Here is a 26,176-nt window from a genome sequence, read left to right as displayed (position 1 = left end):
CGCTGCGCGCGGTTCGGCGCAGCGGCAATGCCCCGGCACCCGTCGGGGCGCCTGTCATGTCCTTTTCTGCCGGGTCGGTGCCGACCCGGCAGCTTTTGCAGGGGCGTGACTGGTGCGTTACAGTCTCCGTCACGCGTGATTTGTTAAGATTCGGCTAATCTCCCCCGATTAGACAGCCGGTTCAGCGTCTGTCTGCATTGCTCATACAGACTTCGCCCATGACCCAGCAACGCACTCTCAAGAACACCATCCGTGCCACCGGCGTCGGCCTGCATAGCGGCGACAAGGTCTATATGACCCTGCGCCCCGCACCGGTCGATCACGGCATCGTGTTCCGTCGCGTCGATCTGGAGCCAGTGGTCGAAGTTCCTGCCGATGCCGAGCTGGTCACCGAGACTACGCTGTGCACGGGGCTGACCTGCAACGGCGCCAAGATCCAGACCGTGGAGCACCTGATGTCGGCACTGGCCGGCCTGGGTGTGGACAACGTGATCGTGGAGCTGTCCTCGGCCGAATTGCCGATCATGGATGGCTCCTCCGGCCCGTTCGTGTTCCTGCTGCAGTCGGCTGGCATCGTCGAGCAGAACAAGGCCAAGCGCTTCATCCGCATCAAGCAGCCGGTGGAAGTGCGCGAAGGCGACAAGATCGCGCGCTTCGAGCCGTACGAGGGCTACAAGCTCGGTTTCACCATCGAATTCAATCACCCGATGATCCCGGCCAAACAGTCGCGCCAGGAAATCGAGTTCTCCACCTCGGCCTACGTCAAGGAAATCTCGCGCGCCCGCACGTTCGGGTTCATGCGCGACCTGGAGTACATGCGCGAGCGCAACCTGGGCCTGGGCGGGTCGATGGACAACGCCATCGTGCTGGACGAGTTCCGTGTGCTCAACGAGGACGGCCTGCGCTACACCAACGAATTCGTCCGCCACAAGATCCTCGACGCCATCGGCGACCTGTACCTGGCCGGCGGCGCGATCCTGGGTGCCTACGAAGGCTTCAAATCCGGCCACGCGCTCAACAACAAGCTGGTGCGTGCGCTGCTGGCGGACCAGGCCGCCTGGGAATGGGTCAGCTTCCCGGAAGGCACCGAACAGCCGCCGGTGACCTACGCCAGCCCCGTCTATGCCTGATGTCAGGGATTTCCCTGGTACGGCCGCGAAGTGTGAACTGCGTCCGATTTCCGGCCCATTCTTAACGTTTATTTAAGCTTTCCCTAACTCCTGCGGCGTCCATGACCGCTAGGATGCGTCGGGTCGTGTGCGGTACTTCGCAATTTCTTCACGCACCGGCAGCCGCTTGCAGCGGCATGGACATCACTTTTTGTTGGTCGGTGGCACGTCGCGCAAGGACGCAAGTGCGTCACGCAAGCCGTTACGCGTGGCCTCGGATACCGGCGTGTGTGGGCGGTCGCGGTGTTGCTGTGTTGGGGAATGCAGCGGCGCAGAGGCCGTCTTGACGGTCACTGCGGTGACCTTCAGTCCGATGGATCGGGCGGCATCGAGCAATTGGGTTTCGGCAAGCCGCACCTTGGCATGCCAGACCGGCGAATCAACCAAAAAAACGAGCTGTTCGCCTCGGACATTGGCCAGCCGGCAACGGGTGGCGAGATGAGGCGGTAACAGGGGGCGCAACTGCCGATCCAGCGCGTCGAGCCACAACGCTCGGCGCAGAGGGTCGCCAGCCTTTTCCCCGAGCAGGGCCTCGACGGCCTGCTGCGGAACGGATGGGCTGCGTGCGTTGGACTTGGGCTTGGACATGACACTCATATGGCGTTAAAGAAAGTCGTAATCAAATCTCGCGAGACCCGGGCCCAGCGGTTGGCCCGACAGTTCCAGGGCTTTGCCGCGGATCGACCGATGGTGGTGCTGGGTGCGGTACTGGGCCTGGGCATGCTGATCGGCGTCGGTGCAAGCACCGCCACCGGCATGGTGACCAATTCCGCGCTGCAGGCCAAGGTCGCGCAGCAGCAGACCGAGCTTGCGCAGGCGCAGCGCGCCTCGCAGGCCCAGGTCAACGCCCTGGCGGCACGCCTGGGCGAGTTGCAGGCGCAAGCCACCCGGCTCAACGCCTTGGGCGAGCGCCTGACCCAGATGGGCAAGTTGAAGGACGGCGAGTTCGACTTCGACGAGCCGGTCGGCGTCGGTGGCGGCGATGAGCCGGTCAACGACATGCCGGTGCAGTCGCTCAAGCAAGATCTGGGACAGCTGGAGCAGCAGTTTTCCGCCTCCGGCCAGCAATTGAACGTGCTTGCTTCGCTGATGTTCGATCATCAGCTGGAGCAGAATTCCGTGCCGTCGCGGATGCCGATGCGCAACACCTACATCACCTCCGGCTTCGGTGGCCGCGCCGATCCGTTCGACGGTGGCTCCGCCTTCCACAAGGGTGTGGACTTCCACGCCAATGTGGGCGACCCGGTGATGTCGGTGGCCGATGGCGTGGTCAGCTATGCCGGCGTGCGCGGTGGCTACGGCAACGTGGTGGAAGTGGATCACGGCAATGGCTACGTCACCCGCTACGCGCACAACTCGCGCCTGGTGGTGAAGGTGGGCGATCTGGTCCGTGCCGGCCAGCAGGTGGCCAAGGCCGGATCCAGCGGCCGTTCGACCGGTGCGCACGTGCACTTCGAGGTCTGGGCCGACGGCCGCGTGGTCAATCCGCGCAAGTTCCTGGGCGATACCAACACCCCGGTGGGACGCCGCGGGCGCGGCTGATGGCGGCAGCGGGCGGTGCTTGATTCGTGAAGCCCCGCCCCAAGCTACAATAGGGTGTTGCCATCGACAGGGCGCAGTGCGCCCTGTTTCGTTTACGGCGGTCGGGTCTGTGGGGACCGGCGTCGGTCAAACCGTTCCTTTTCAACCGGTTTCTTCAATGATCAACAGTCTGCTTACCCGTGTCTTTGGCAGTCGTAACGAACGCCAGCTGCGCCAGCTCAACCGCCTCGTCACCCAGATCAATGCGCTGGAGCCGACGATTGAGAAGCTCTCCGACGCCGAGCTGCAAGCCAAGACCCCGGAGTTCAAGCAGCGGCTTGCCGCCGGCGAGTCCCTGGACAAGATCCTTCCCGAAGCCTTTGCGGTCTGCCGCGAGGCCAGCCGCCGCGTGCTGGGCATGCGCCACTACGACGTGCAGCTGATCGGCGGCATGGTGCTGCACCTGGGCAAGATCGCCGAAATGCGCACCGGTGAAGGCAAGACCCTGGTGGCCACGCTGCCGGTCTACCTCAACGCACTGGAAGGCCAGGGCGTGCACGTGGTGACGGTCAACGACTACCTGGCGCGCCGCGACGCCGCGCAGATGGGCAAGCTGTACAACTGGCTGGGCCTGAGCGTGGGTGTGGTGTATCCGGGCATGCCGCATAGCGACAAGCACGCCGCCTACGCTGCCGACATTACCTACGGCACCAATAACGAATTCGGCTTCGACTACCTGCGCGACAACATGGCGCTGTCGCGGGCCGACCGTTACCAGCGCAAGCTGCATTACGCGATCGTCGACGAAGTCGACTCGATCCTGATCGACGAAGCGCGCACCCCGCTGATCATTTCCGGCCCGGCCGACGAATCGCCGGAGCTGTACATCCGCGTCAATCGCATCGTGCCGCAGCTGACCAAGCAGGAAAGCGAAGAAGGCGAGGGTGATTACTGGATCGACGAGAAGGGCAAGCAGGTGCATCTGTCCGAGGCGGGCATGGGCCACGCCGAAGAGCTGCTGCTGCAGGCCGGCATCCTGGAAAACGCCGACGACGGCCTGTATGCCGCGCAGAACCTGAGCGTGGTGCATCACCTCAACGCCGCGCTGCGTGCGCATGCGATCTATCAGCGCGACGTGGACTACATCGTGCGCGATGGCGAGGTGGTGATCGTCGACGAATTTACCGGCCGTACCCTGTCCGGGCGTCGCTGGTCCGATGGCCTGCATCAGGCGGTCGAGGCCAAGGAAGGCGTTCCGGTGCAGCGCGAGAACCAGACGCTGGCCAGCATCACCTTCCAGAACCTGTTCCGCATGTACAAGAAGCTGTCCGGCATGACCGGCACGGCCGACACCGAAGCCTACGAATTCCAGAGCATCTACGGCCTGGAAGTGGTGGTGATTCCGACCAACCGCCCGACCGTGCGCAAGGACCATCCGGACCAGGTGTTCCTCAACCGCAAGGGCAAGTTCAATGCGGTGCTGGCCGATATCGAAGACTGCGCCAAGCGCGGTCAGCCGGTGCTGGTGGGTACCACCTCGATCGAAACCTCCGAGATGCTCTCCGAGCACCTGCGCAAGGCCGGCGTGAAGCACGAAGTGCTCAATGCCAAGCAGCATGAGCGCGAAGCGACCATCGTGGCCAATGCCGGCCAGCCGGGCGCGGTGACCATCGCCACCAACATGGCCGGTCGCGGTACCGACATCGTGCTCGGTGGCTCGCTGGAAGCGGAATATCACGCCTTGGGCGAAGACGCGACCGAAGAAGCCCGCTTCAAGATCAAGACCGATTGGCAGCGCCGCCATGAGGCGGTCAAGGCCGCCGGCGGCCTGCACATCATCGGTACCGAACGCCATGAATCGCGGCGTATCGACAACCAGCTGCGTGGCCGTGCCGGCCGCCAGGGTGACCCGGGTTCCTCGCGCTTCTATCTGTCGCTGGAAGACAACCTGATGCGCATCTTCGCCTCGGACTGGGTCCAGAAGGCGATGCGCATGATGGGCATGAAGGAAGACGACGTCATCGAAGATCGCCTGGTCAGCCGGCAGATCGAAAAGGCGCAGCGCAAGGTGGAAGCGCACAACTTCGACATCCGCAAGAACCTGCTGGATTTCGACGACGTCAACAACGACCAGCGCAAGGTGATCTACGCACAGCGCGATGACTTGCTGGATGCCGAGTCGGTGAAGGACAACGTCGACGGCATCCGTGGCGACGTGATCTACGACCTGGTCGCTCGTTTCGTGCCGCCCAACTCGGTGGATGAGCAGTGGGACCTGCAGGGCCTGGAAGCCACGCTGGAATCGGAACTGGGCATGCCGCTGGCACTGCGCGAGTTGGCCAAGACCCAGGAAGAACTGGACGCCGAGCAGATCGCCGCCAAGGTGCAGACCGCGGTGGATGCGCACTTCGCCGAGAAGGAAGCGGCCGTGGGCGCAGACACCATGCGCGCGCTGGAAAAGCACGTGATGCTGACCGTGCTCGACCAGGGTTGGAAGGAGCATCTGGCCAAGATGGATTACCTGCGCCAAGGCATCTATCTGCGCGGTTATGCGCAGAAGCAACCCAAGCAGGAATACAAGAAGGAAGCCTTCGAGCTGTTCTCCGAGATGTTGGAGAACGTCAAGCGCGAGGTGATCAACCTGCTGGCGCGCGTGCGGATCCGCAGCGAAGAAGAAGTGGCCGAACTGGAAGAGCAGGAGCGTCGCCAGGCCGAAGCACGCCTGCTGGCCTCGCAGTTCCAGCACCAGGATGCCGGTGGCTACGGTGCGGACGAAGAAGTGGAGCAGATGCAGGGCGGCAACGCACCGGTACCGGTCTCGCAGGTAACCCGCGACGAGCCCAAGGTCGGCCGCAACGATCCCTGCCCGTGCGGCAGCGGCAAGAAGTACAAGCACTGCCACGGTCAGCTCAGCTGACCGTGTGGTGACCGTGGTGCAGCCCGTGACGCGGGCTGCACACCCAACGTCCGCGCAGGACGCTGGGTGAACGGTCCTTGCTTTCGATCCCTCGCCTTTCTCTCGCCGCCTAACCAAGGGAGCGCAGAGGCATTCGATGGAGCCCGATGCAGGGCATGCAGCGCCGAAGGCTAGATGCGCTACTTCGCCGAATCGCGCACCTCCGCCTTACAAGTCGTGGCCTGCGTCATAGCCACGCGGTTGTCTGACAACCATGGCATAGGCGCTAGGAGAATTTGACGAGCTCGATGGGCGCTCTCCCGTTGAGCCTCGGCATGGCAGTTCCGCTACACCCTTTTCCATCACGCACGGACACAACAGCGCCGCTGCATGCGAGCTACTCCGCCTGCGCCACTGCGGGGCGTATGCTCAGCCTACGTCCCGCGTGGAGTGCGTCATGGCGCTGCTGTCCAGCCAGCAACTGAAAGTGTTCGTGCCTGCGCGCGACTACGCTGTCTCGCAACAGTTCTATCGGGCGTTGGGCTTTTTGCAGGAAGACGAGGTCGGTCACGTGACCTGCTTCCGGCATGGGGCGCATTGCGCGTTCTTGCTGCAGGACTTCTACGTGCGCGAGCTGGCCGAGAACCTGATGCTGCACCTGTGGGTGGATGATGCCGATGCGTGGTGGCAGCACGTGCACGATAGCGAACTGATCACGCACTTTCAGGTGACCTGCAGCGTGCCGGAAGACCGCCCCTGGGGGGCGCGCGATTTCACCCTGCACGACCCCAGTGGCGTGCTCTGGCGCATCGGGCATCCGCTGTAGGGCGGGGAGTCGGGATTGGGGAGTGGAGATTGGTTGGAGCGGACTGCGTAGCCGGTTGCTGCCGCCCTCGTTGTTTCCAATGCTGTGCGTTGACCAGTGCAGATGGCAGCTGGTGCAAGGCGTTCTCTGTTTGAGCTGCCAGTCGATTGCGCTGAACCGCTCACTCGCGGCACTCTTGCGCCATGCCCGATTCCCTCAGATCCATCCACGTCGTTGCCGGCGTGATCACCGACGCCCGCGGCCGCATCCTGCTGACCCGCCGTACCGAAACCCGTGACATGCCCGGCCTGTGGGAGTTTCCCGGCGGCAAGCGTGAGCCTGGCGAAACCTCCGAACAGGCGCTGGTGCGCGAACTCAACGAAGAACTCGGCATCGATGCGCACGTGGGCGCGTGGGTGATGGACGTGCCGCAGCTGTACCCGGACAAGCGGCTGCGGCTGGAAGTGCGGGAGATCACCGGATGGAAGGGCAGCCCGCGCGGGCGCGAGGGCCAGGCCATGACCTGGGTGGCCGCCGACAAGCTGGCGCGCTATTCGATGCCGCCGGCCGATGTGCCGGTGGTGGGCGTGCTGCGCCAGCCGGATCGCTATTTGATCACGCCGGAGCCGCAGAACGATGCCGCGTGGCTGGATGGCGTGGAGCAGGCACTGCAACAAGGGATTGCCCGCATCCAGCTGCGCGCACCGGCGGTGGATCCTGCGCGCTGGCACGCGCTCGTGCATCAAGTCATGGGGTTGCGCGGGCGTCAGCGTGCGCAGTGGTTGCTCAATCGCGACATCGGCCTGGCCAGCGAGCTCGGCATCGGCGTGCACCTGGGATCGGAGCAGCTGGCCACATTGACCGAGCGCCCATTGCCGGCCGACCAGCCCGTTGCCGCCTCCTGCCACGGGCTGGAGGACCTGCGCCATGCCCAGCGGCTGGGCTGCGATTTCGCCGTGCTCGGGCCGGTGCAGGCCACCGCATCGCACCCCGGCGCCACGCCGCTGGGCTGGGAGGGTTTTGAGACCTTGCGTGAGCAGGTCTCGCTGCCGATCTACGCGTTGGGCGGTATGCAGCCCGGGGATGTGCGCGAAGCGCGCGCGCACGGCGCGCAGGGCATCGCCGCCATTCGCGGGCTGTGGCCAGCGTGACGGCAGGCGCGATCGCTGCATGGTCGCCCTGGTTGGTGGTGTTCGGTGGATTGCCTGGCGTCGGCAAGAGCGCCATTGCGCAGCAGTTGGTGGCGCAGTGCGGGGCGGTGTACTTGCGCATCGATACGATCGAGCAGGCGTTGCGCGACAGCGGCATGCTTGCCGGCGACGTTGGCGCGGCCGGTTACCTGGCTGCCTATGCGCTGGCGCGCAGCAATCTGCACCACGGCCTGCCGGTGGTCGCCGATTGCGTGAATCCCTTGCCGGTCACGCGCCAGGCCTGGCGCGATGTTGCCGCGCATGCCGGTAGCCGCGTGCTGGAAATCGAAGTGATCTGCAGCGACCAAGACCTGCATCGGCAGCGGGTGGAGACACGCCAGAGCGAGGTGCCGGGCCTGCGCTTGCCGGGATGGGCGTCCGTGTTGGCGCATGACTATGCGGCGTGGACGCAGCCGCATCTGCTGCTCGACAGTGCAGTGCTGAGCCCGGAGCAGGCGGTGGCGGCAATCACTGCACACCTGGCCGGCTAGATGGCGATGCGGCGGTTGAGCGTCGCGCTGTTGAGGTGCGCTGAGGTGCGCAGGCGGCACGGCAAGCAGCAGTCGTGCGTCGTCCGGGCCATGTGCGAACGACCTCATGCCCAGTAATGCGGGCAGTTCGCCGGCCGCACGCGCTGAGCGACATGGCGCGTTAGCGTTCGCACGCCGGTGCAATCAATCGCTGCTGGTTGCCGGCCTCCGCCTCTGCAAGGCGGGCGGCGATGCTGACGCTAGAACGTCACCCAGAAACAGTTGTATTGCCGGCGCAGCCGCAACACGCTGCGCGCCGGTGTGCCGCTGGCGAGTGCCTGCTCCAGGCGCAGCCCCCAGGGGCGCGGACGGGTGGCCGGCGGTGGCAGCGGCGCGTCGACCGTGCCGCCATCCAGGCCGCTGGCAGGTGCCGCCGCAGAGGCTGTTGCCTCTGCCTCCCAGGCCGGAGGATCGCTTTGTGGATACATCGGGGCGATCTCCAGCAAGGGGCGTTGCACGATGGCTTCGAGCCGGCTCAGCACCTGATTGGCGGCGGCGTCGGACTGTCCGCTCCACAGATACAGGCTGGATAGCCGGTTGACGTCGCGGCTGTCCACTGCCAGTTGCAGCAGCGACACCAGCTCGCTCAAACGGCGTGGGCATCGATACCGGTAGAGCCCTTCATTGCCCTGCGCACGCGTGGCCGGCGGCAAGCGGCTGACCGCGCCCACGTCTTCGCAGCGGCGGTCGGTGAACATGGTCTGCCCATCCGGCGACACGCAGCGACGGATTTCCTGCGCCTGCCCGCGTGTGGCGGGGCAAAGGCAGAACAACAGCAGCAACGGCAGCAGGAGGCGAGGCATCGGCGCAGCGTAACGGTGTGCGCGTGAGCCGGCGAACAACACGGCGATGCCAAACAGGCTTGCACCGCGCGCGCTGGTCACGCGCGTGCGTGCGAGGGATGTGATCCGGAACGGCATGCCTGTGCAGAGAATGCCTTGGACGGCTTGCCTCAGCGCCCGAGCAGCTGCAACACCTGTGTGGTCGGCTTGGCCAGATTGAGCGTATAGAAGTGCAGCGCCGGCACGCCGCCTGCGATCAGCCGTTCGCACAGCCCGGCGACCACCTCGGCGCCGAACGCCCGCACCGCATCGGCATCATCGCCGTAGGCCTGCATCTTCTTGCCGATCCAGCGTGGGATCTCTGCACCGCATTGCTCGGAAAACCGGCGCAGCTGGGAGAAGTTGGAGATCGGCATGATGCCGGGAATGATCGGCACCTCCACGCCCAGCCGCTGCGCTGCGTCGCGAAAATGAAAGTACGCATCGGCGTTGTAGAAGTATTGGGTGATCGCCGCATCCGCGCCGGCATCGACCTTGGCCTTGAAGTACTTCAGGTCACTGTCGGCATCGATGGCCTGCGGATGGGTCTCCGGGTAGGCGCCCACTTCGATGCGGAACGCATCACCATGCTCGGCGCGGATGAAGGCAATCAAATCCGAGGCGTAGCGCAGGTCGCCTGGGTGGCCCATGCCAGACGGCAGGTCGCCACGCAGCGCCACGATGCGGGTGCAGCCGATGGCGCGATAGAGCTTGAGCAGTTCGCGGATTTCCTGGCGGCTGCCGCCCACGCAGGACAGATGCGGCGCCGCTTCAAAGCCGTGCTTCTGCTTGAGGTGGCGCACGGTCTCGGAGGTGTAGCTCAACGTGGAGCCGCCGGCACCAAACGTGCACGACACGTATTCGGGCGCATAGGCCTTCAACTTGGCCGCAGTGCGGTCCAGCTGCGCGCGTTGGTCGTCAGTTTTGGGCGGGTAGAACTCGAAGCTGAGATGCGTCATCGCGGCAGGTCCGGCAGAGCGTGCGGTCATAATATCGCTTCATCGCGATGAATGCATATTTGGTTGCGAGTGTCCCGATCCGCGCGGTGCATGCCGCGCTAAGGCGCTTCTACCCGGAACGGCAGGTTGGCGTAACCGGCGCGGCCTTGCTGGTCATGGACTTCCACGAACAAGCGGTAATTGCCCGGCGCCGGTGCCCTCAGGCGGACGCGACTGTCATCGCCCGCATGCTCGGGATGCAGCTCAACGTCGATCTGCGCTGGCAGTGCTTCCGCATCGCCACCGATGCTGCGCGCCGTGCTTTCGGTGCGTACCTGCCAGACGTAGCGCAGTGCGGTGGCGCCGCTGGCCGTGAGCGTGGCAGTGGCGGTGTGGCCTGCGCGCAGCGTCACGCTGTCCAGTGCCTGTTTGCCGTCCAGGGTCAGCGTGGACACGGCCGGCGCGCGCGTGGCCGGCCAGCGCCCGGTCCATAGCGCCTGCAGCGTGTCCACGCTGGGCGTGGCCGCGCCCGAAGGCAGGAACAGCCCGTACCAGGTGGGCGTGCGCTCCTGCTTGTTGCCCCACAGGAACACGAACGAGCCCAGCCCTTGCCGCGTATCGCTGGCGATGCGCTGGCGATAACGCTGCTCCAGCAGCACCGCCTTGCGCGCGCTGTTGTCTTCGATGGGCGCACCCCAGGCGGTGGTCGGCGATTCCCAGTGGCCGGTGGGTCCCCATTCGGTGACCACATACGGGCCACGCCAGCCGCTGTCGTGCAGTTTTTGCGGTAATGCATCGATGTCGCCGTACAGCTGCACGGCGATCAGATCCAGCGACGGGGCACGTGCCTTGAGGCGGTCGATCAACGGCTTGTCGAAACCGGCCAGGGTGGTGGTGACCGGATGGTCCGGATCGATCGCGTGGATGGCATCGGCAATCTCGCCCACCGCGTTCCAGACCTTGGGGTTGGTGTAGTCGAGATTGAGCTCGTTGCCGACCACCCACATCAACACCGCCGGATGTGTGGCCGACTGCTGCACCTGCGTGCGAATGCGCTGCAGTTGTTGGCGCACGGCTGCGGCATCGTTGTAATCGAAGCCGTGTCGTTCGTTGCCGACCTCGACGCCGACGGCGACCTTCAACCCATTGCGTTGCGCACGGTCAAGGAACGCGCGCTGGCGCTGCGGGTCCGGATCCACGCGCCAGGTGCGCAGCGCGTTGCCGCCGCGTGCTGCCAGCGTCTCCATGCTGCCATTGCCCAGGCCCGCGCCCTTGATGACGAAGGGCGCCCCATCGACCAGCAGCCGATAGCCGTCATCGCGGTGTTCGATGCGTACCTGCGCGGCCCATGCCGCTGCGCTGCAGGCCAGCAGCAGGACGCCCGCCACCAACTGACACCACTGCCATCGATACCGCATGCGCCGCCTCCGCTGCCGAATGCCGCAAATCATAGATGTGGCGGGGCCGCCGGATGTGATCGTGGTCGCGGCATGCTTGGGGCTGCTTGCCGGTGACGCAGTCATGGCGCGATGCACGCGGTAAGCTGGGCGCTACCCCACGCAATTGATCGGAGCGCGACATGCAAGAGCAGGAAATGGATGTAATCGCTGAGTCGTTGGGCCGCATCTGGGTCGCGTTGGCGCGCAGCGTGGGCGATCTCGCGCTCGCGATGGCCGAACAACCCGGCGTGGACGGCGACAAGTTGTTGCGCGACTTTGCCGCGCGCCTGCCCTCGGGCCAGGATGACGGGACCTCGAAGGTGTTCGAGGCGATCCGCCAGTACCTGGATCAGGACGTGGTGGCAGACGACGCCGAGTAACTGGCTGCCTGCGCGCCTGCGGAAACGTGGGCGCGCAGCTGTTGGCGTGGCGATGGTGGTGGTGTCGTTTAAGGCGGCGTGCGAGGTGTCGCGGTGCAGCGCGGTGACGTCACGTTGAACTTTTGGCGTGGCGACTGCCGGGGATGGACTGCTGGTGATCGCTTCGCCCTTGTGGCTGGCAGTTGGTGGCTGCTGCTGGGTGGCTCAGAGCGAAACGATGATGCGTCTGCGACGTGTGGTGACCGTCTGCGGCGTGTGTGGGGAAGTGGTCGTGGTCGGAGTGCTCACGTGTGTGGCCGTGTGGTGCCGCGGCTGGCGGCAGTAGCAGCGTGAACACTGCAAACGCACGCCAAGCGTGAGTTCAACGATGACTTGGTATCACGGGGAGTGCGCGACGATGTCTCGCAGCGCAGGCTTAGCAGCGCGCAGCTAGTCCCTGTTCGCGTCAGTGCCAGCGTGAAACTGCCTCGGTCATCAGCTGTTCGAGCGCTCAGCGCCTGCTTGAGGACCAAGGCATTCTTGATGCAGGCATTGCATCAATGCGCAAAGCAGTCACGTTGCCCAGGGATGTAGCGTTACGCAAAAGACGGTTCGCATTTCTCGCGACGCTACGCCGGGCACACATCGCTTCTGTGCCAAACGTTGACGGGCCGGCGCCTACACTGGTACCCACTTTCTACGGAGCGTCCCCATGAGCGAGACCACGATGACGGCCATTGCGATCCGCAACGGCAAGGGCGATGCAGATGCACTGCATGCGGTTGAGCAAGCGCGCCCGCAGCCAGCGCCGGGCCAGGTATTGATTCGTGTGCATGCCGCCGGCATCAATCGGCCGGACCTGCTGCAGCGTGCCGGCCACTACCCGCCGCCGCCGGGTGCACCGGAGACGCTGGGCCTGGAGGTCGCGGGCGAGGTCGTGGTGGCCGCTGGCCGCTGGAAGGTCGGTGACCGTGTGTGCGCCTTGCTCGGCGGCGGTGGCTACGCGCAGTACGCGGCGGTGGACGCGCGCCACGTGTTGCCGGTTCCTGACGGCATGACGCTGGTGCAGGCCGCTGCATTGCCGGAAACCATCTTCACCGCCTACGCCAATCTGTTCGAACATGGCCGCCTGGCCGCAGGCGAATGGCTGCTGCTGCACGGCGCGACCTCCGGCATCGGCGTGACCGCGATTCAGTTGGCCAAGGCTGCCGGCGCGCATGTGCTGGCCACGGCCCGCTCGGCCGGCAAGGCGGCGCAGGCACGCGAGCTGGGCGCGGACGTGGCGATCGACTCCACCACCGAGTCGTTCGTGGCGGCCGCCAAGGCGCACGCCGGGGTGGACGTGGCGCTGGACATGGTGGGCGCATCGGTCTTTGCCGATACGCTGGAAGCACTGAATCCGCGTGGCCGCATCGTCTACATCGCCTCGCAGGCGGGCGCCACGCTGGAAGTGCCGATCCCGCTGCTGATGCGCAAGCAGGCCATCATCACCGGTTCAACCCTGCGCCCGCGCAGCGCCGACGAAAAGGCTCGGCTGGCAGCGGAAGTGGAACGCGTGGTGTGGCCGTGGATTGCGCAAGGCAAGGTACGCGTGTTGATCGATCAATGTTTCCCGCTGGCCGAAGCCGCCGCCGCGCATCGCTATCTGGAGCAGGGCAGCCATCTGGGCAAGGTGGTGCTGGAAATGTAGCGGCCCGCAGGTGCGGACATGGCCTGCATCGTACGCTGTGGGCCTGTCGTACGGGCGCGCCTATGCGGTTGCTTGAGCGGTGCGCGTGCCGCCTCATCGCTGGGGTTGCGCGACTCGAAAACAGCGCGCCACCGGCGATCACCCGCAGCAACACTTAGAGCGGCTAACAAAACGTAGCGAGCAGCCGCCAGGCGGGCGCGGCCGGCGCGGAGGAACCGAAGTGTACGGGGGTACATGCCGATTCCGAGCACCGGCCGCGCCCGCCTGGCGGCTGCGCAGTCGTTTTGATAGCTGCTCTTAGCCGGCAGGCTGGTTGTGCACCGCCTCGATGCGGTGTCCATCGGGATCGATCACGAAGGCGGCGTAGTAGTCATCGCCATAGTCCGGCCGCAGGCCCGGCGCGCCGTTGCAGCGGCCGCCGTACTGCAGCGCTGCGGCGTAGAACGTGTCCACCGCAGCGGTGCTCGGGGCGCTGAAGGCGAGATGGAAGCCGGCGCCCGCGGCCAGCGGCACGGCCGTGCTTTGTTTGAGCGCGAGCTTGTCGCCACCACCGGCCCAGCCATAGCCCACTGCCTGGTCATCGGTGCCAGGCGCCAGGTCCGACCACACCCGCACATAGCCCAGTGCGCCCAGCACCGCATCGTAGAAGGCGAAGGACGTGTCGATGGCGCTCACGCCCAGCGAGAGGTGATGCAGCATGGCGAGGCGCCCGAGGGGATGACTGCACGGAGTGTGCGGCGCGATGCTGGCCGCTGCCCTGCGTGCCGTCAACCGTAGATCCGTTGCCCGACCTTGCACGATGCGCGCGGCTGTGGTCTGCCACGAGGTATAGCAAAACAAGCGGTAGCGATGTCTCGCAGCGGCCGCTGTGCTGCCCGTACACTGCGCCGGTTGCGCGCAGCCGCCATGGCTGCGACGCCTCTCGCCACGCAGCCGTGCGCACGACGACGCAGGGTTGCCGGCGTCATCTGTGGGTCGTCACTTCCTCATGAGCACGAAGGTTTCGATGAAGCATCCAGACGCATTGCGCATTGCCCTTGTCGGTATCGGCAAGATCGCCCGCGACCAGCACGTGCCCACCATCGCCGCGCGCGACGATGTGCAGCTGGTGGCCACCGTGAGCCGGCATGGCACGGTGGATGGTGTGCCAGCCTTCCAGACGCTGGAGGAGGCGTTTGCCGCGCATCCGCAGATCGAGGCCGTGGCCTTATGCACACCGCCAGTGGGGCGGCATGCGCTGGCGCAGTCGGCGCTGGCGGCCGGGCGCCATGTGTTCCTGGAAAAACCACCGGCCGCCACCCTGGCGGAGATCGACGACCTGCGCGTGATCGCCCGGCAGGCGCAGCGCAGCTTGTTCACCAGCTGGCACTCGCGTTGCGCGGCCGGTGTGGAGCCGGCACGGCAGTGGCTGGCCGGCAAGCAGCTGGTGCGCGTGCACATCACCTGGAAGGAAGACATCCGCCATTGGCACCCGGGCCAGGACTGGATCCTGGAGCCCGGCGGCATGGGCGTGTTCGACCCCGGCATCAATGCGTTGTCCATCGTCACCCATCTGCTGCCGCGGCCGTTCGCACTGCGCAAAGCCACGTTGCACACACCGAGTAATCGGCAGGCGCCGCTGGCGGCCACGCTTACCTTCGCCGATACCGACAATGTGCCGGTAACTGCGGAATTCGATTTCCTGCAGACCGGCCACCAATGCTGGGACATCGCGGTGGAGACCACGCAGGGAACGCTGGTGCTGAGCGAGGGCGGTGCCAAGCTGCACATCGATGGTGTTGCACACAGCGTGCCTGCGGCCAGCGAATACGACGGCCTGTACGCACGTTTCGTGCAACTGGTGCGCGCGGGCGAGTCCGAGGTGGACACCACGCCTTTCGTGCATGTGGCCGATGCGTTTTTGCTGGGCGAACGGCAGGTGACTGCGCCGTTTGCGTGGTGATGGTGCGCGCGTAAGGCGCAGCGTTGGCAGGCTCGCCATGCGCCCGTTCACGGCGTTCCAATGCATGGAACGCCGCCGAGACGCCATTGCTAGAGCATCTGAGAACAGACGCGTCTTGACCTACCGCGTGTCGAGCACAGTGCATTGATCCTGTGCATCCACCGCTTGCGCTTCACCGATGGAGTGGGTCGCAGCACGCACCGGCGTTGCCACGGCGGGCGCAATCTGTGCGCGGAAGCGCCTGACGATCAGCGCTTCATCCAGGTAAGCGAAGACGAAGAAGCCCAACAGGGAGCCGGCCACCAGTGTCGGCGCATGCAGGAACGTGCCGGGTAACAGCAGGCTGAGCCACAGGAAAATATTCGGCGAGGTCTGCAGCAGATGGATATCGGCCACGATCGCGGCATGAATGGTCCTGCCGGTCATCCGTTGGTGCAGCCGTAGATACAGCGCGCTGCAGAAGCGGCTGGCCACAAGGACGCAGAACGGGAGCAGCAACGCGGCCCACGCATGCCAGCCGCCGTGGAGCAGTGTGGCCGGCAGCGCATCGCCGTCCGCGCGCAGCGACACCAGAAATGCCAGTGGCACCATCGCCAGCGCACCGACCCAGCTCCAATTGGTGGCGAGCTTGCCGGCCGCAATGGGGCGCGCGTGGCGCCAGGCCTGGCCAAGCAGGCAAGGTAGCGCCAAGGCAACCACCAACACCACGAAGAAGCGCTCCAGCGCATGCGCGTTACCCAGCACTTCGCGATGGTCCAGGAACAGCACCAACAGCAGCAGCGGCAGCACGATCGACAAGACCAGCGTGTAGCGCGCGGCAAAAAAATAATCGCCCCCACGTGCCAGCGAGAACGTGGGCACCGACAACGCCGGCGGTACAATGAGCAACAGGCCCAGGACATGCAGCCACGCGTTCTGTGTGCCAACCAGCAGGGCTATTGCCAGCACGACACGCCCCACACTGAGCGCACCCAATGCGATGTTCTCCGGGCCGCTGGTCAGGCGCAGTGCCCCTGGCTCGATCCGGAGCGACAGGAAGAACGCATTCACCGCCAGCAAGGCGATCACCGCAGCGCTGGCTAACGCAGGTGGCAGCGCGACGCCCATGCACGACAGTGCAAAACCACCAAGCGCGGCGAGCAGCATCCAGCGCAGCAGGTGGATTTCCGTCAATTCGCCCAGCGTATTGAGGTGTGACGAACTGCGCGCGGTCAGTTGCTTGAGTTCGTCCCATGACAGCGGGCGCGAGTTGGGCAAGCGGAAGTCGATGTACTCCGCTGGCGGCAGCCCGGATGCGATCAGCGCAAAGACTTCCACGATGTATTTGTGCGCGACGACCAGCACGTGCTTGCCTTGCTGATCCAGCGGCGCCAGCACGGTCTCGTATTAGGTCTTGCAGCGGGCGTACATGTCCATCCAGTGTTCGCCGTCCGGTGGCGCGCCATCGGCATCATGGAAGTAGCGTTCAAACACCGCATGACCGACCGACTTCTTGATCAAGGTCTTGTTCTTGCCGGCGAAGATGCCGAAGTTGCGTTCCACCAGTGCCGCGCTGGGAACGACCTCGGGCATGGGCGCAACGTCATGCAGGATGATGGCTGCCGTCGCTTGCGCTCGCTCCAGCGTGGAGACATGCACCTGGTCGAAGTGCAGTGCGCGTTGCTGCACGTAGCGCGCGGCCTGCTGCGCCTGACGCCGGCCGAGCCGGGTCAGCGGCGAATTCTGGGAGCCAGCGAAGTAGTTCTGTTCGTTGGCGAGCGATTCGCCATGGCGGACAAAGTAGAGAGGCATCGCATGCTCCGGCGTGCACCATCGATGGGGGAGGGCGATGTCATGCGTGTAGTGCTCGCATGGCGCTCGCCACGATGGTCGCCGCGCAGCTGGGGCAGCAGAAGCAAGCAATTGCAGCGACCGCCCGTAGGTACGCGCGCCGTGCGAACGGGTTGCATTGATTGCTTGCCGTGCGCGGACAGTTCATCTTTCGTTGGCATGCGCGCGAGGGCACCTGCTGGTAACCGTGCGCGTCATCGCTTGGTGCTGAAATGCCGCCATCAATGGAAAAGATGCGTCGTTGTAGATGTTTTCGGGCGCCGAACGCATCGACGCCTTCATGCGGGCTGCCCTCATGAAGGCGTCGGTGTTGCTACTCAGCGGGATCTGCTGATGTTCCCTGGTTGCCTGGATGTCACCTACGGAAAACAGACCGCGCTGCAGCGCTCCTACAGACGGAGCGCGTCTGCAAAATCAACGCCGCCACATACGCGCCTGCCGCGCCGGCAAGGTGAAGGTGTACGAGCCACTGGAGATGCGCACCACATTGCCGGAACCCAGTGCATCGACGTAATCCGCATTCCAGAACAACACGCTGCCGTTCATGGCAACGGTGGTGTTGACCGGGTTGCCGCACTTGTTGATGCCCACGATGCCGAGGCTGCCGCGGCGGAACAGGATGTGGCAGGCACTGGATGACAGCACCTGCATGTCGCTGCCCTGCACGCCGTTGTGGAAACCAATCATGCGGCGCAGATCATCGCGCAGATAGGCATTGACCCAGCGGTTGTCGCCGCTTTCGTTGTTGTCGGTGTAGACCATCGGCACGCCGCCGTTGCGGCCCAGCAAGTACGCATAGGCCAACATTTCATCGACCGGGTCGAGAATCGCGTAGCGGAAGCCTGCGTTATTGGGGATGTCATGCGTTACGGCAAAGGTGACTGCGCGATTGCCCGGCAAAGCCTGCCCGGTGGACGCCGGGTCCACCAACTGTTGCATGCTCGCACCCACACCGAAGGCATTGCGTACCGCGTTGAACAGCGGGAAGTCGTAGGCGGCATGCGGGGTGGATTGCAGATATGGCGCCAGGAACTGGTCGTAATCGCCATTGCCGCTGCCACCGCCGGTTATCACTTCGCCGAACACGTACACACCGGAGCGGATGCCGGCATCGAACACGCGATTGAGATGGTCGAAGGTCATGTGCTTGGCCGCGTCCACGCGGAAGCCGGTGACGCCCAGGCCCTTGAGCGCCTGCAGGTAAGCGCGCTGCTGCTGCACCACCCAATCGTTGCCGAGCAGATCCGGCAGGCCCGGGTCGCTGCCGCCGCCGCAGATGCGGTAATTGCGCACCTGGAAGGCATCGTTGTAGTTGCTGATGCATTGCGCCGGCCCGAAATCACTGCCGCTCAAAAAGTTGGACTGCACGGTGCCGAACAGGCGCAGTGCATCGTAGCGCCCAGGATTGGCTGCGTACTGCGCCAGCACCGCGCTGCCGGGGTAATTGAGGTCCGAGCGCGTTGCTGCTTCGTTGGCCATGTGGTTGAACACCACGTCGGCATAGGTTTCCACGCCGTTATTGGCCAGTGCCTGCACCATGCGCGCGAACGCGGTGGTGTCGCCGAGTGGATTGTCGATCAGGCGGATATCCTGCGGCTGGTAGCGCGCCCACCAGGCACTGCCTTCGGAGCGATACGCCGGTGCGACCAGTACCTTGCGATACCCGGCATCGGCGATCTGCTTGGCGCGTGCTTCTACCGTGGCGTAGGGCCAGTTGAACGCATGCAGGATGACGTCGGCCTGTGCGCTGGCGGTGGTAAGCAACAAGGTCAGCGCGATCAACAGCAACTGGTGAGCGCGTTGCCAGAACGTGCGTGGACAGGGGCGGGAGGTGGCGTGCATCGGGTGTGTCTCCTGATCAGTGGACGCACGCACCCGCGCAGCGATGCATGCAGCAATGCCCTCCGGCCCCTGTTCCGGAAAGCGCGCCCCACGGCGTGCGGCGCGCGGTGATGCTAAGCGCGCATCGCGGCGCAGCATCGACCTTGTGCATACGTATTCACTGCAAAACAGCCGCGAAACGTGCGGCCGGTTCGATGCCAATGGCGTGCACGGTCCCACTGGCGCCGATGCATTGCGCGCGGGGCTGATCACTAACCGCGGTGGTTGCCGGTATGGATGCCGTGACGTCCAGCAGGCCGGGCTCGGTGCGCAACCTGCGCGCTACAGGCAACGACGGCAGCTCAGTGCAGCAGCGCTGCGCGTGCACAACGGCGCAGCGGTATGAAGAGCGGCTAACGAAACGTAGCGAGCAAGTTGTCAGGTGGGGGCGGCGGCGCGGAGCACCCGGAGTGTACGGGGAGGGGATGTGCCGATTCCGAGCGCCGGCCGCGCCCGGCTGGCGGCTGTGCAGACGTTTTGATAGCGGCGCTAAGCCTGAACAGCCTGATTCAGTCCTCCTGGGCCAGCGGCACCTCGTGCGCTCGGCGGCCACCACGCCGGCCGCGTTAAACTGTGTGCACGTCACCGGTTGGTCTTCTCGCATGCGCAATCCTCTTCAAGAACAACTGCTCAAAGCAGGCCTGGTCAAGAAAGCCCAGGTGGACAAGGTGGCGCGCGAGCAGAACAAGCAGCGCCATGCCAAGGGTGCGCCGGCGGCCGCAGCGGACCCGGACAAGGTGGACGCCGCCCGCCTGCAGGCCGAGCGCGCCGAGCGCGACCGCGCACTGGCCGAGGAGCGCAACGCGCAGCTACGGCAGCAGGAACTGGTGGCGCAGCTGCGCCAGATCATCGAGACCAGCCGCGTCAAGCGCGAAGGCGAGATCGATTACCGCTTCAACGATGGCAGCGTCATTCGCAGCGTGCTGGTCAACCCGACCTTGCGCAGCCAGCTGGCCAGTGGCGCGTTGGTGATCGTGCGCTACGGCGAGGGTTTCGAACTGATTCCGCGCGCTGCAGCGGAGAAGGTCTACAGCCGCGATGCCACCGCGGTGGTGCTGGATCATGGCCGCGCCGCAGCGCCGCCATCGCCGGACAGCGACGACGACTATTACAGCCAGTTCAAGGTGCCGGACGATCTGATCTGGTAAGCCGGATGCGGGCACCGTGATGCGTGCGCGCCGCGTCGATGGCAGGCAACGCGCGTACATGTGAAAGGGCGGTGCACTGCTGCCAGCACATCTGGCGGGTCACCGCAGACCAAGGAGCGGGAGCAGCGCTTGCGTGAGAACGATGCGCCCGCGTTACCCTTGCACGCTGTACCGCTGCCAGCACGCGCCATGTCGATTGTTCTCACCCCGTTTGCCCGCCCGCGATTGTTTCCGCGCGATGGCCGCCGCAACGCTATCCAGGACTGCACGCCCGAGCAGTTCATCCAGCGCCTCAACGATGAAACGCCAGTGCGCGTGATCGAAGGCTACGCGCCATTCTGCCGGCTGCACGCGCATCGCAACTGGACCTCGACACGCTGCCTGACCGTCCCCATCACCGATGCCAATCGCCATCAGCTGCGCTCCGGCTACGAAGCACGCAATTCGCAGGAATTACCAGTCCTGGTGCGCTGGTTCGAAGGCGTGGAGCCGCCGCTGGCCACCTACTTGCTGCCCATCCTCTACAGCCGCGATCAGCTGGCCAAAGAAGGCAGCCCCATCGACGCGGACTGGGGCGTGGTTGGTTGCCTGTACACCGCCGAGCCAGACGAACTTCCCATGACCCCCATCACCATGCTGCGCAATGCGCTGGGTGTGCAAGAGGGCGGTTCCGGCGTGCCGCTGGATCACGATGCCTACCGCCGCGCGGTGGCGTTCTGGGATGCCAACGCGAATTGGCGCCCCTGACGGGAGGCGTTGGGCGTAGCGATTGCACATGGGCCTGCGCCTTCGTCAGCTGCCTGCAGGCGACCGGCGTTCAAGCGCCGCGATCGAGCGTTAGCCGACGCCGAGCACGGGCATCTCGGGGGTCGTCCACGTCACCGTGATGATGGTGCCGTGCACCAGCCCTTGCTCCCTGAGCTGCGCAAAGACCGCGGCGGGCGGCCAGCCTGCAGGCGCATCGGCAAACGGAAGCTGCAGCGACTGCAGCAGGCTGAACATCTCGGCCTGTCGCTCCGGTGTGCGGACGTCCAGCACGATCCCGTCGCTTGTCGCGGCACCTTGCGCCAGTAGCGTTTGATACGCGGCGCCTGGCGCGCAAGTCACATGGATCTGATGTTCCAGCACGGCGCGGACATGATTCACCGGCAGGTGCAGCCGCTTAGAGATCACTCAGAATCTGAGTGCGTCGCTGGGTGTACTCGGCGTCGGTGATCAGCTGCTGAGACTTGAGCCGATCCAGTTCGGCCAGCCGGGATTCGGTGGTCTTCAGTGCCGCTGTAGTGCCTGCGGCAGATGCACCGGGTGTGCGCGAAGCGCGCTTGGCAAGCCAGACGATCGCGCTGATGACGGCAGCGATGATGCCGAAAAACACAAGAACGATGAGCCAATGCCAGATGCTGAAGCTACCCATGCGGTGTCCTTTTTAGATGGGCTGAAAGAGCCGGCGCGCTCTGCCGCAACCGCGTGCAGGCAAGGCAGGGGCGACGCCCAGGCCGGTACGTTACCGCCGGCGTGTGCAGCCTGTCGAGCGCAAGGGTTCAGATGCAACGGACTGATCAATACGTCGAACATCGAGCGTGCGGACTCGCCAGCCACTGTTGTAAGGCGAGCGAAGCACGCGGCTCAAGTGTGTGTGACCCGAACCTCAACGCTTTGCGGCGCACTGTTCTCGGCAATGTCCTCAAACAAAAAACGGACGCCTTGCGGCGCCCGTTCTTGTCTGCATGGCAATGTCTTGCCAATGGATCAGTAGCGGTAATGATCCGGCTTGTACGGGCCAGCCACGTCCACGCCGAGGTAGTCGGCCTGGTCCTTGGTGAGGGTGGTCAGCTTGACACCGATCTTCTCCAGGTGCAGGCGGGCCACTTCTTCATCCAGGTGCTTGGGCAGGATGTAGACCTTCTTCTCGTAGCTGTCGCGCTTTTCCCACAGGTCGATCTGGGCCAAGGTCTGGTTCGCGAACGAGTTGGACATCACGAAGCTCGGGTGGCCGGTGGCGCAGCCCAGGTTCACCAGCCGGCCGTCGGCCAGCAGGAAGATCGCGTTGCCATTGCCGAACACATACTTGTCGACCTGCGGCTTGATGTTGATCTTTTCCACGCCCTTGAGTGCATTCAGCGCATCGACCTGGATCTCGTTGTCGAAGTGGCCGATGTTGCAGACGATCGCCTGGTCCTTCATCGCCTGCAGGTGCTCGACGGTGATGATGTCCTTGTTGCCGGTGGTGGTGACATAGATGTCGCCGCGGCCCAGGGTGGATTCGATGGTGTTGACCTCGTAGCCTTCCATCGACGCCTGCAGGGCGCAGATCGGGTCGATCTCGGTCACGATGACGCGGGCGCCATAGTTACGCAGCGACGCGGCGCTGCCCTTGCCCACGTCACCGTAGCCGCAGACCACCGCGACCTTGCCGGCCAGCATCACGTCCATTGCGCGCTTGAGGCCATCGGCCAGCGACTCGCGGCAGCCGTAGAGGTTGTCGAACTTGCTCTTGGTGACCGAGTCGTTGACGTTGATGGCCGGGATCAGCAGTTTGCCGGCTTCGGCAATCTGGTACAGGCGGTGCACGCCGGTGGTGGTCTCTTCAGAGACGCCCTTCCAGTCCTTGACCACACGCGCCCAGTACCCCGGACGCTCGACGGCCACACGCTTGAGCAGCGCCTTGATCACGCCTTCTTCGTGCGAGGAGGCCGGCTCATCGACCCAGGTGCTGCCGTTTTCGAGCTCATAGCCCTTGTGGATCAGCAAGGTGACGTCGCCGCCGTCGTCCACCACCAGCTCCGGGCCGGTCAGGGTGCCGTCGGGCAGGGTGAAGGTCAGCGCGTCCAGGGTGCAGTCCCAATACTCTTCCAGCGTCTCGCCCTTCCAGGCGAACACCGGCGTGCCAGTGGCGGCAATCGCGGCGGCCGCGTGGTCCTGGGTGGAGAAGATGTTGCACGAGGCCCAGCGCACATTGGCGCCGATGTCCTTGAGCGTTTCGATCAGCACGGCGGTCTGGATGGTCATGTGCAGCGAGCCGGTGATGCGGACGTCTTTCAGCGGCTTGGTCTGTGCATGCTTGCGGCGGATCGACATCAGGCCCGGCATCTCGTGCTCGGCGATGTCCAGCTCCTTGCGGCCCCAATCGGCCAGGGAGATGTCGGCGATCTTGTAATCGGTGTGTGGAACGGTTTTTGCGACAGCGTTCATCAGTTGCTCCGGTAGGCAGGCGAATGTCTGCAATTCCGGGCGCCGTTTCACGAAAAATCCCTGTCGAGCCTGGCCGTTGTTGCCCGCACTTTTCGTGCAGGTGGCAGATGAATCTGCCGTACCGGTCGCAGCGCCCCTCGACGAGGGTCTGATTATATCGGCAGCACCCCCGTCCGGCATGAATTGCCGCCCACCCCAACCAACGACAGGGGGAGCCGGGCCGCCTGGCTGCTATGGTCCAAGCCTCATTCGACACCGGGGAAGGGCATGCAGGCGAGACGCACCAGGCGGCAGGGGTGGCAACGGGGCTGGGTGGTGTTGGGCTGGCTGGTGCTGAGCGTCCCGGCCCTGGCGCAGCCGGCGACCCCGCCGACGTCCTTGCCGACCACCCGCTACCAGTTGCCCTCCAAGGCGCTGCAGGCGGTGGTGGACGCGCCGCGCGCGCCGTTGCTGCAGCTGTCGCCGCGGCGCGACCTGGCGGCCATGCTGCAGCTGCCGGCGCTGCCGGACATCGCCGAGGTGGCGCAGCCGGAGCTCAAGTTGGCCGGCGTGCGCATCCATCCCAAGACCCATGCGGCCAGCCGGTTCTCCTTCGCCAGCAAGCTGTGGCTGCTGTCGGTGGCCGATGGCAGCGAGCGCCAGATCGCGGGCCTGCCGGCGCCGTTGTCGCTGGCCGACCTGGCCTGGTCGCCCGACCAGCGCTCTCTGGCCTTCCGCCGCGAGGACGCGGCCAGTGGCGCCAACGAACTGTGGGTGGTGGATGTGGCGGCAGGGCAGGCGCGTCGCCTGCTGGCCGACGTGAACACCAGCATCAACGACGAACTGCACTGGCTGCCTGATAGCAGTGGGTTGCTGGTGCAGCAGCAACTGCGTGACCAGGCCGCACCGCCCGCCCGCGATGCGGTGCCGGCGGGCCCGGCGATCCAGCAGACCAGCGCCGATGCCGGCGTGCGCGCGATCCGCACCTATCAAGATCTGCTCCGTAACGAAGCCGATGCGCGGCTGTTCGAGTACTACGCCACCGCGCAGCCGGTGATCGTGGGGGTGAACGGGCAGGTACGGCCGATTGCCGCGCCCGGAATCTATCTGCACCTGTCGGTGTCGCCGGATGGCCGCTACGTGCTGAGCGAGCGCAGCGAGCGCCCGTTCTCCTATCTGGCGCCGCTGGACGCGTTCGCGCGCCGCATCGAGGTGCTGGATCTGCAGGGCAAGCTGGTCCGCCAGATCGCGCAACTGCCGCTGGTGGAAGGCTTGCCGACCGGCAATGACGCCGTACCCACCGGCGTGCGCGAAATCGCCTGGCGCGCCGATGCGCCGGCCACCCTGGTCTGGGCCGAAGCCCAGGACGGTGGCGACCCGGCGCGCGTCAGCAGCGTGCGTGATGCGGTGCTGATGCAGGCCGCGCCCTTCAAACGTGCGCCGGTGACCCTGGCCAAGCTCGGCAGCCGGTTCGACGGCGTGCAATGGGGCCGTGGCGACCTGGCCATCATCAGCGAGAGCTGGTGGAAGACCCGCCGCACCAAACAGTGGCGCATCGCACCGGACCAACCACAGCGCGCGCCGGAACTGCTGTGGGACCGCTCCTCGCAGGACCGCTACAACGACCCCGGAACGCCGGCGCTGATCGCCGACGGCAACGGCCATGCGCTGCTGCAGACCGGTGCCGATGGCAACAGCCTGTTCCTGCTTGGCAAGGGCGCTTCGCCGGAAGGCGACCGCCCGTTCGTGGACCGCTTCGAGCTGAAGAGCAAACACACCACGCGGCTGTTCCATTCGCAGGCGCCCACCTATGCCGCACCGATCGCGCTGCTGGATGCGCAGGGCACGCAGCTGTTGCTCAGCCGCGAATCGCCCGAGGAGCCGGCCAACTACTACGTGCAGACGCTGGGCGACACGGCGACCACACCGCGGGCGCTGACCCGCTTTGCGCACCCGTTGCCGCAATTGCGCGGCGTGCAGAAGGAGCAGATCCGCTACAAGCGCAATGACGGCGTGGACCTCACCGCCACATTGCTGCTGCCGCCCGGCTACGACCCCAAACGCGACGGCCCGCGGCCGCTGCTGATGTGGGCCTACCCGGGCGAGTTCAAGAGCGCCGACACCGCCAGCCAGGTCACCGATTCGCCGTACCGCTTCAATGCCATCAGCTACTGGGGCCCGCAGGCGTTTCTGGCGATCGGCTACGTGGTGCTCAACAACCCGGCCATGCCCATCGTGGGCGAAGGCGATGCCGAACCCAACGACACCTACCTGCCGCAGCTCATCGCCGACGCGCAGGCCGCGGTGGATGAAGTGGTGCGGCGTGGGGTGACCGACCGCGAGCACATCGCCATCGGTGGGCATTCCTATGGCGCCTTCATGACCGCCAACCTGCTCGCGCACACGCGCTTGTTCAAGGCCGGCATCGCGCGCAGTGGGGCGTATAACCGCAGCCTCACGCCCTTCGGTTTCCAGGCCGAGGAACGCAACTATTGGCAGGCGCAACCGGTGTATCAGGCGATGTCGCCGTTCAACTACGCCGACAAGATCAAGGACCCGCTGCTGTTGATCCACGGCCAGGACGACAACAACAGCGGCACCTTCCCGATCCAGAGCGAGCGCCTGTTCACCGCGATCAAGGGCCTGGGTGGCAACGCGCGGCTGGTGATGCTGCCCAACGAAGCGCACGCCTACCGTGCGCGGCAGTCGATCCTGCACATGCTGGCCGAGAGCGAGCAGTGGTTGAAGATGACGCTCGGTGAGGCAAACGCGCCAGCCACTGCGCGTAAGCGCTGAAGCGCGCGTTACAGGCGGTACCACTTGACGGTGCCGCCATCGGCGCAATC

Annotated in this window: 23 protein-coding genes, 1 other RNA gene and 1 riboswitch; of the genes, 12 read left to right on the top strand and 12 right to left on the bottom strand. The window is 65.3% G+C overall.

Features of this window, described 5'->3' with window-relative positions; genetic code table 11:
* Positions 1-218 precede the first annotated feature (218 nt).
* Positions 219-1,130: a UDP-3-O-acyl-N-acetylglucosamine deacetylase gene (gene lpxC / locus QRM60_RS13375; protein ID WP_014506674.1), complete on the top strand. Its 912-nt coding sequence runs from the start codon at positions 219-221 to the stop codon at positions 1,128-1,130.
* A gap of 183 nt (positions 1,131-1,313) precedes the next feature.
* Here lpxC and QRM60_RS13370 read toward each other — a convergent pair whose 3' ends face one another.
* A complete protein-coding gene (locus QRM60_RS13370) occupies positions 1,314-1,766 on the bottom strand; it encodes a DUF721 domain-containing protein (protein ID WP_080870087.1) in 453 nt (150 codons plus the stop codon).
* Here QRM60_RS13370 and QRM60_RS13365 point away from each other — a divergent pair, their 5' ends adjacent.
* The 5 genes from QRM60_RS13365 to QRM60_RS13345 all read left to right on the top strand — a co-directional run bounded on the left by QRM60_RS13365 (position 1,767) and on the right by QRM60_RS13345 (position 8,072).
* On the top strand, positions 1,767-2,711 hold the full coding sequence (locus tag QRM60_RS13365) for a M23 family metallopeptidase (protein WP_285446373.1): 945 nt from the start codon (positions 1,767-1,769) through the stop codon (positions 2,709-2,711).
* Positions 2,712-2,868: 157 nt separating this feature from the next.
* Positions 2,869-5,607 (top strand): preprotein translocase subunit SecA, encoded by a 2,739-nt coding sequence (gene secA, locus QRM60_RS13360; RefSeq protein WP_115003953.1) that lies wholly within the window; start codon positions 2,869-2,871, stop codon positions 5,605-5,607.
* A gap of 436 nt (positions 5,608-6,043) precedes the next feature.
* Complete coding sequence (locus QRM60_RS13355; RefSeq protein ID WP_042596881.1) at positions 6,044-6,412, top strand: VOC family protein; 369 nt, start codon at positions 6,044-6,046, stop codon at positions 6,410-6,412.
* A 182-nt stretch (positions 6,413-6,594) separates the two neighbouring features.
* On the top strand, positions 6,595-7,542 hold the full coding sequence (locus tag QRM60_RS13350) for a Nudix family hydrolase (protein WP_115003954.1): 948 nt from the start codon (positions 6,595-6,597) through the stop codon (positions 7,540-7,542).
* Positions 7,539-8,072 carry an AAA family ATPase gene (locus QRM60_RS13345; RefSeq protein ID WP_285446372.1) on the top strand — a complete coding sequence of 178 codons (534 nt, stop codon included), beginning with the start codon at positions 7,539-7,541 and terminating at the stop codon, positions 8,070-8,072. The genes QRM60_RS13350 and QRM60_RS13345 overlap by 4 nt, the downstream gene beginning before the upstream one ends.
* 239 nt (positions 8,073-8,311) lie before the next feature.
* Here the strand turns inward: QRM60_RS13345 and QRM60_RS13340 are convergent, their stop codons facing one another.
* The 3 genes from QRM60_RS13340 to QRM60_RS13330 form a co-directional block, all read right to left on the bottom strand.
* Positions 8,312-8,914 carry a hypothetical protein gene (locus QRM60_RS13340; protein ID WP_285446371.1) on the bottom strand — a complete coding sequence of 201 codons (603 nt, stop codon included), beginning with the start codon at positions 8,912-8,914 and terminating at the stop codon, positions 8,312-8,314.
* Positions 8,915-9,063: 149 nt separating this feature from the next.
* Positions 9,064-9,891 (bottom strand): methylenetetrahydrofolate reductase [NAD(P)H], encoded by an 828-nt coding sequence (gene metF / locus QRM60_RS13335; protein WP_016945094.1) that lies wholly within the window; start codon positions 9,889-9,891, stop codon positions 9,064-9,066.
* A 98-nt stretch (positions 9,892-9,989) separates the two neighbouring features.
* On the bottom strand, positions 9,990-11,288 hold the full coding sequence (locus QRM60_RS13330; RefSeq protein WP_285446370.1) for a glycoside hydrolase family 2 TIM barrel-domain containing protein: 1,299 nt from the start codon (positions 11,286-11,288) through the stop codon (positions 9,990-9,992).
* Positions 11,289-11,449: 161 nt separating this feature from the next.
* On the opposite strand from QRM60_RS13330, the gene QRM60_RS13325 reads away from it, so the two are divergent.
* Positions 11,450-11,689 (top strand): hypothetical protein, encoded by a 240-nt coding sequence (locus tag QRM60_RS13325; protein WP_012439209.1) that lies wholly within the window; start codon positions 11,450-11,452, stop codon positions 11,687-11,689.
* A gap of 691 nt (positions 11,690-12,380) precedes the next feature.
* A complete protein-coding gene (locus tag QRM60_RS13320) occupies positions 12,381-13,358 on the top strand; it encodes an NAD(P)H-quinone oxidoreductase (RefSeq protein WP_115000322.1) in 978 nt (325 codons plus the stop codon).
* A gap of 161 nt (positions 13,359-13,519) precedes the next feature.
* Here the strand turns inward: QRM60_RS13320 and QRM60_RS13315 are convergent.
* Positions 13,520-13,594, bottom strand: a non-coding RNA gene (locus tag QRM60_RS13315) — sX9 sRNA.
* Between the two features lie 61 nt (positions 13,595-13,655).
* Positions 13,656-14,057 carry a VOC family protein gene (locus tag QRM60_RS13310; protein WP_285446369.1) on the bottom strand — a complete coding sequence of 134 codons (402 nt, stop codon included), beginning with the start codon at positions 14,055-14,057 and terminating at the stop codon, positions 13,656-13,658.
* A gap of 307 nt (positions 14,058-14,364) precedes the next feature.
* Between QRM60_RS13310 and QRM60_RS13305 the strand changes: the two genes are divergently transcribed.
* Positions 14,365-15,300 carry a Gfo/Idh/MocA family oxidoreductase gene (locus QRM60_RS13305; RefSeq protein WP_115573572.1) on the top strand — a complete coding sequence of 312 codons (936 nt, stop codon included), beginning with the start codon at positions 14,365-14,367 and terminating at the stop codon, positions 15,298-15,300.
* Between the two features lie 120 nt (positions 15,301-15,420).
* Here the strand turns inward: QRM60_RS13305 and QRM60_RS13300 are convergent, their stop codons facing one another.
* From QRM60_RS13300 to QRM60_RS13290, 3 genes are all read right to left on the bottom strand, one after another.
* A complete protein-coding gene (locus QRM60_RS13300; protein ID WP_285446368.1) occupies positions 15,421-16,677 on the bottom strand; it encodes a hypothetical protein in 1,257 nt (418 codons plus the stop codon).
* A gap of 9 nt (positions 16,678-16,686) precedes the next feature.
* Positions 16,687-17,091 (bottom strand): histidine phosphatase family protein, encoded by a 405-nt coding sequence (locus QRM60_RS13295; RefSeq protein ID WP_285446367.1) that lies wholly within the window; start codon positions 17,089-17,091, stop codon positions 16,687-16,689.
* Between the two features lie 453 nt (positions 17,092-17,544).
* Complete coding sequence (locus tag QRM60_RS13290; protein WP_285446406.1) at positions 17,545-18,915, bottom strand: alpha-amylase family protein; 1,371 nt, start codon at positions 18,913-18,915, stop codon at positions 17,545-17,547.
* Between the two features lie 698 nt (positions 18,916-19,613).
* Here QRM60_RS13290 and QRM60_RS13285 point away from each other — a divergent pair.
* Positions 19,614-20,159, top strand: coding sequence for a DUF2058 domain-containing protein (locus QRM60_RS13285; RefSeq protein WP_285446366.1), 546 nt, complete (start codon positions 19,614-19,616; stop codon positions 20,157-20,159).
* Positions 20,160-20,348: 189 nt separating this feature from the next.
* A complete protein-coding gene (locus tag QRM60_RS13280) occupies positions 20,349-20,906 on the top strand; it encodes a DUF3228 family protein (RefSeq protein ID WP_285446365.1) in 558 nt (185 codons plus the stop codon).
* A 90-nt stretch (positions 20,907-20,996) separates the two neighbouring features.
* Here QRM60_RS13280 and QRM60_RS13275 read toward each other — a convergent pair whose 3' ends face one another.
* The 3 genes from QRM60_RS13275 to ahcY all read right to left on the bottom strand — a co-directional run bounded on the left by QRM60_RS13275 (position 20,997) and on the right by ahcY (position 23,351).
* Positions 20,997-21,332 (bottom strand): hypothetical protein, encoded by a 336-nt coding sequence (locus tag QRM60_RS13275; protein WP_238151388.1) that lies wholly within the window; start codon positions 21,330-21,332, stop codon positions 20,997-20,999.
* Positions 21,322-21,573, bottom strand: coding sequence for a hypothetical protein (locus QRM60_RS13270; RefSeq protein ID WP_115000331.1), 252 nt, complete (start codon positions 21,571-21,573; stop codon positions 21,322-21,324). The genes QRM60_RS13275 and QRM60_RS13270 overlap by 11 nt, the downstream gene beginning before the upstream one ends.
* Positions 21,574-21,908: 335 nt before the next feature.
* Positions 21,909-23,351: an adenosylhomocysteinase gene (gene ahcY, locus QRM60_RS13265; protein WP_223647508.1), complete on the bottom strand. Its 1,443-nt coding sequence runs from the start codon at positions 23,349-23,351 to the stop codon at positions 21,909-21,911.
* A gap of 30 nt (positions 23,352-23,381) precedes the next feature.
* Positions 23,382-23,496, bottom strand: a riboswitch (S-adenosyl-L-homocysteine riboswitch).
* Between the two features lie 122 nt (positions 23,497-23,618).
* Here ahcY and QRM60_RS13260 point away from each other — a divergent pair.
* The gene (locus QRM60_RS13260; RefSeq protein ID WP_285446364.1) at positions 23,619-26,126 is read left to right on the top strand and encodes a prolyl oligopeptidase family serine peptidase; all 2,508 of its coding nucleotides are present in this window, start codon (positions 23,619-23,621) and stop codon (positions 26,124-26,126) included.
* The last annotated feature ends 50 nt before the right edge of the window (positions 26,127-26,176 follow it).

It is taken from the genome of Xanthomonas sp. fls2-241-TYG-148 (assembly GCF_030208815.1).
Classification (GTDB): domain Bacteria; phylum Pseudomonadota; class Gammaproteobacteria; order Xanthomonadales; family Xanthomonadaceae; genus Xanthomonas; species Xanthomonas campestris.
The sequence above is the reverse complement of the archived record's forward strand: the minus strand, read 5'-3'. Positions and strand labels throughout refer to the sequence as shown.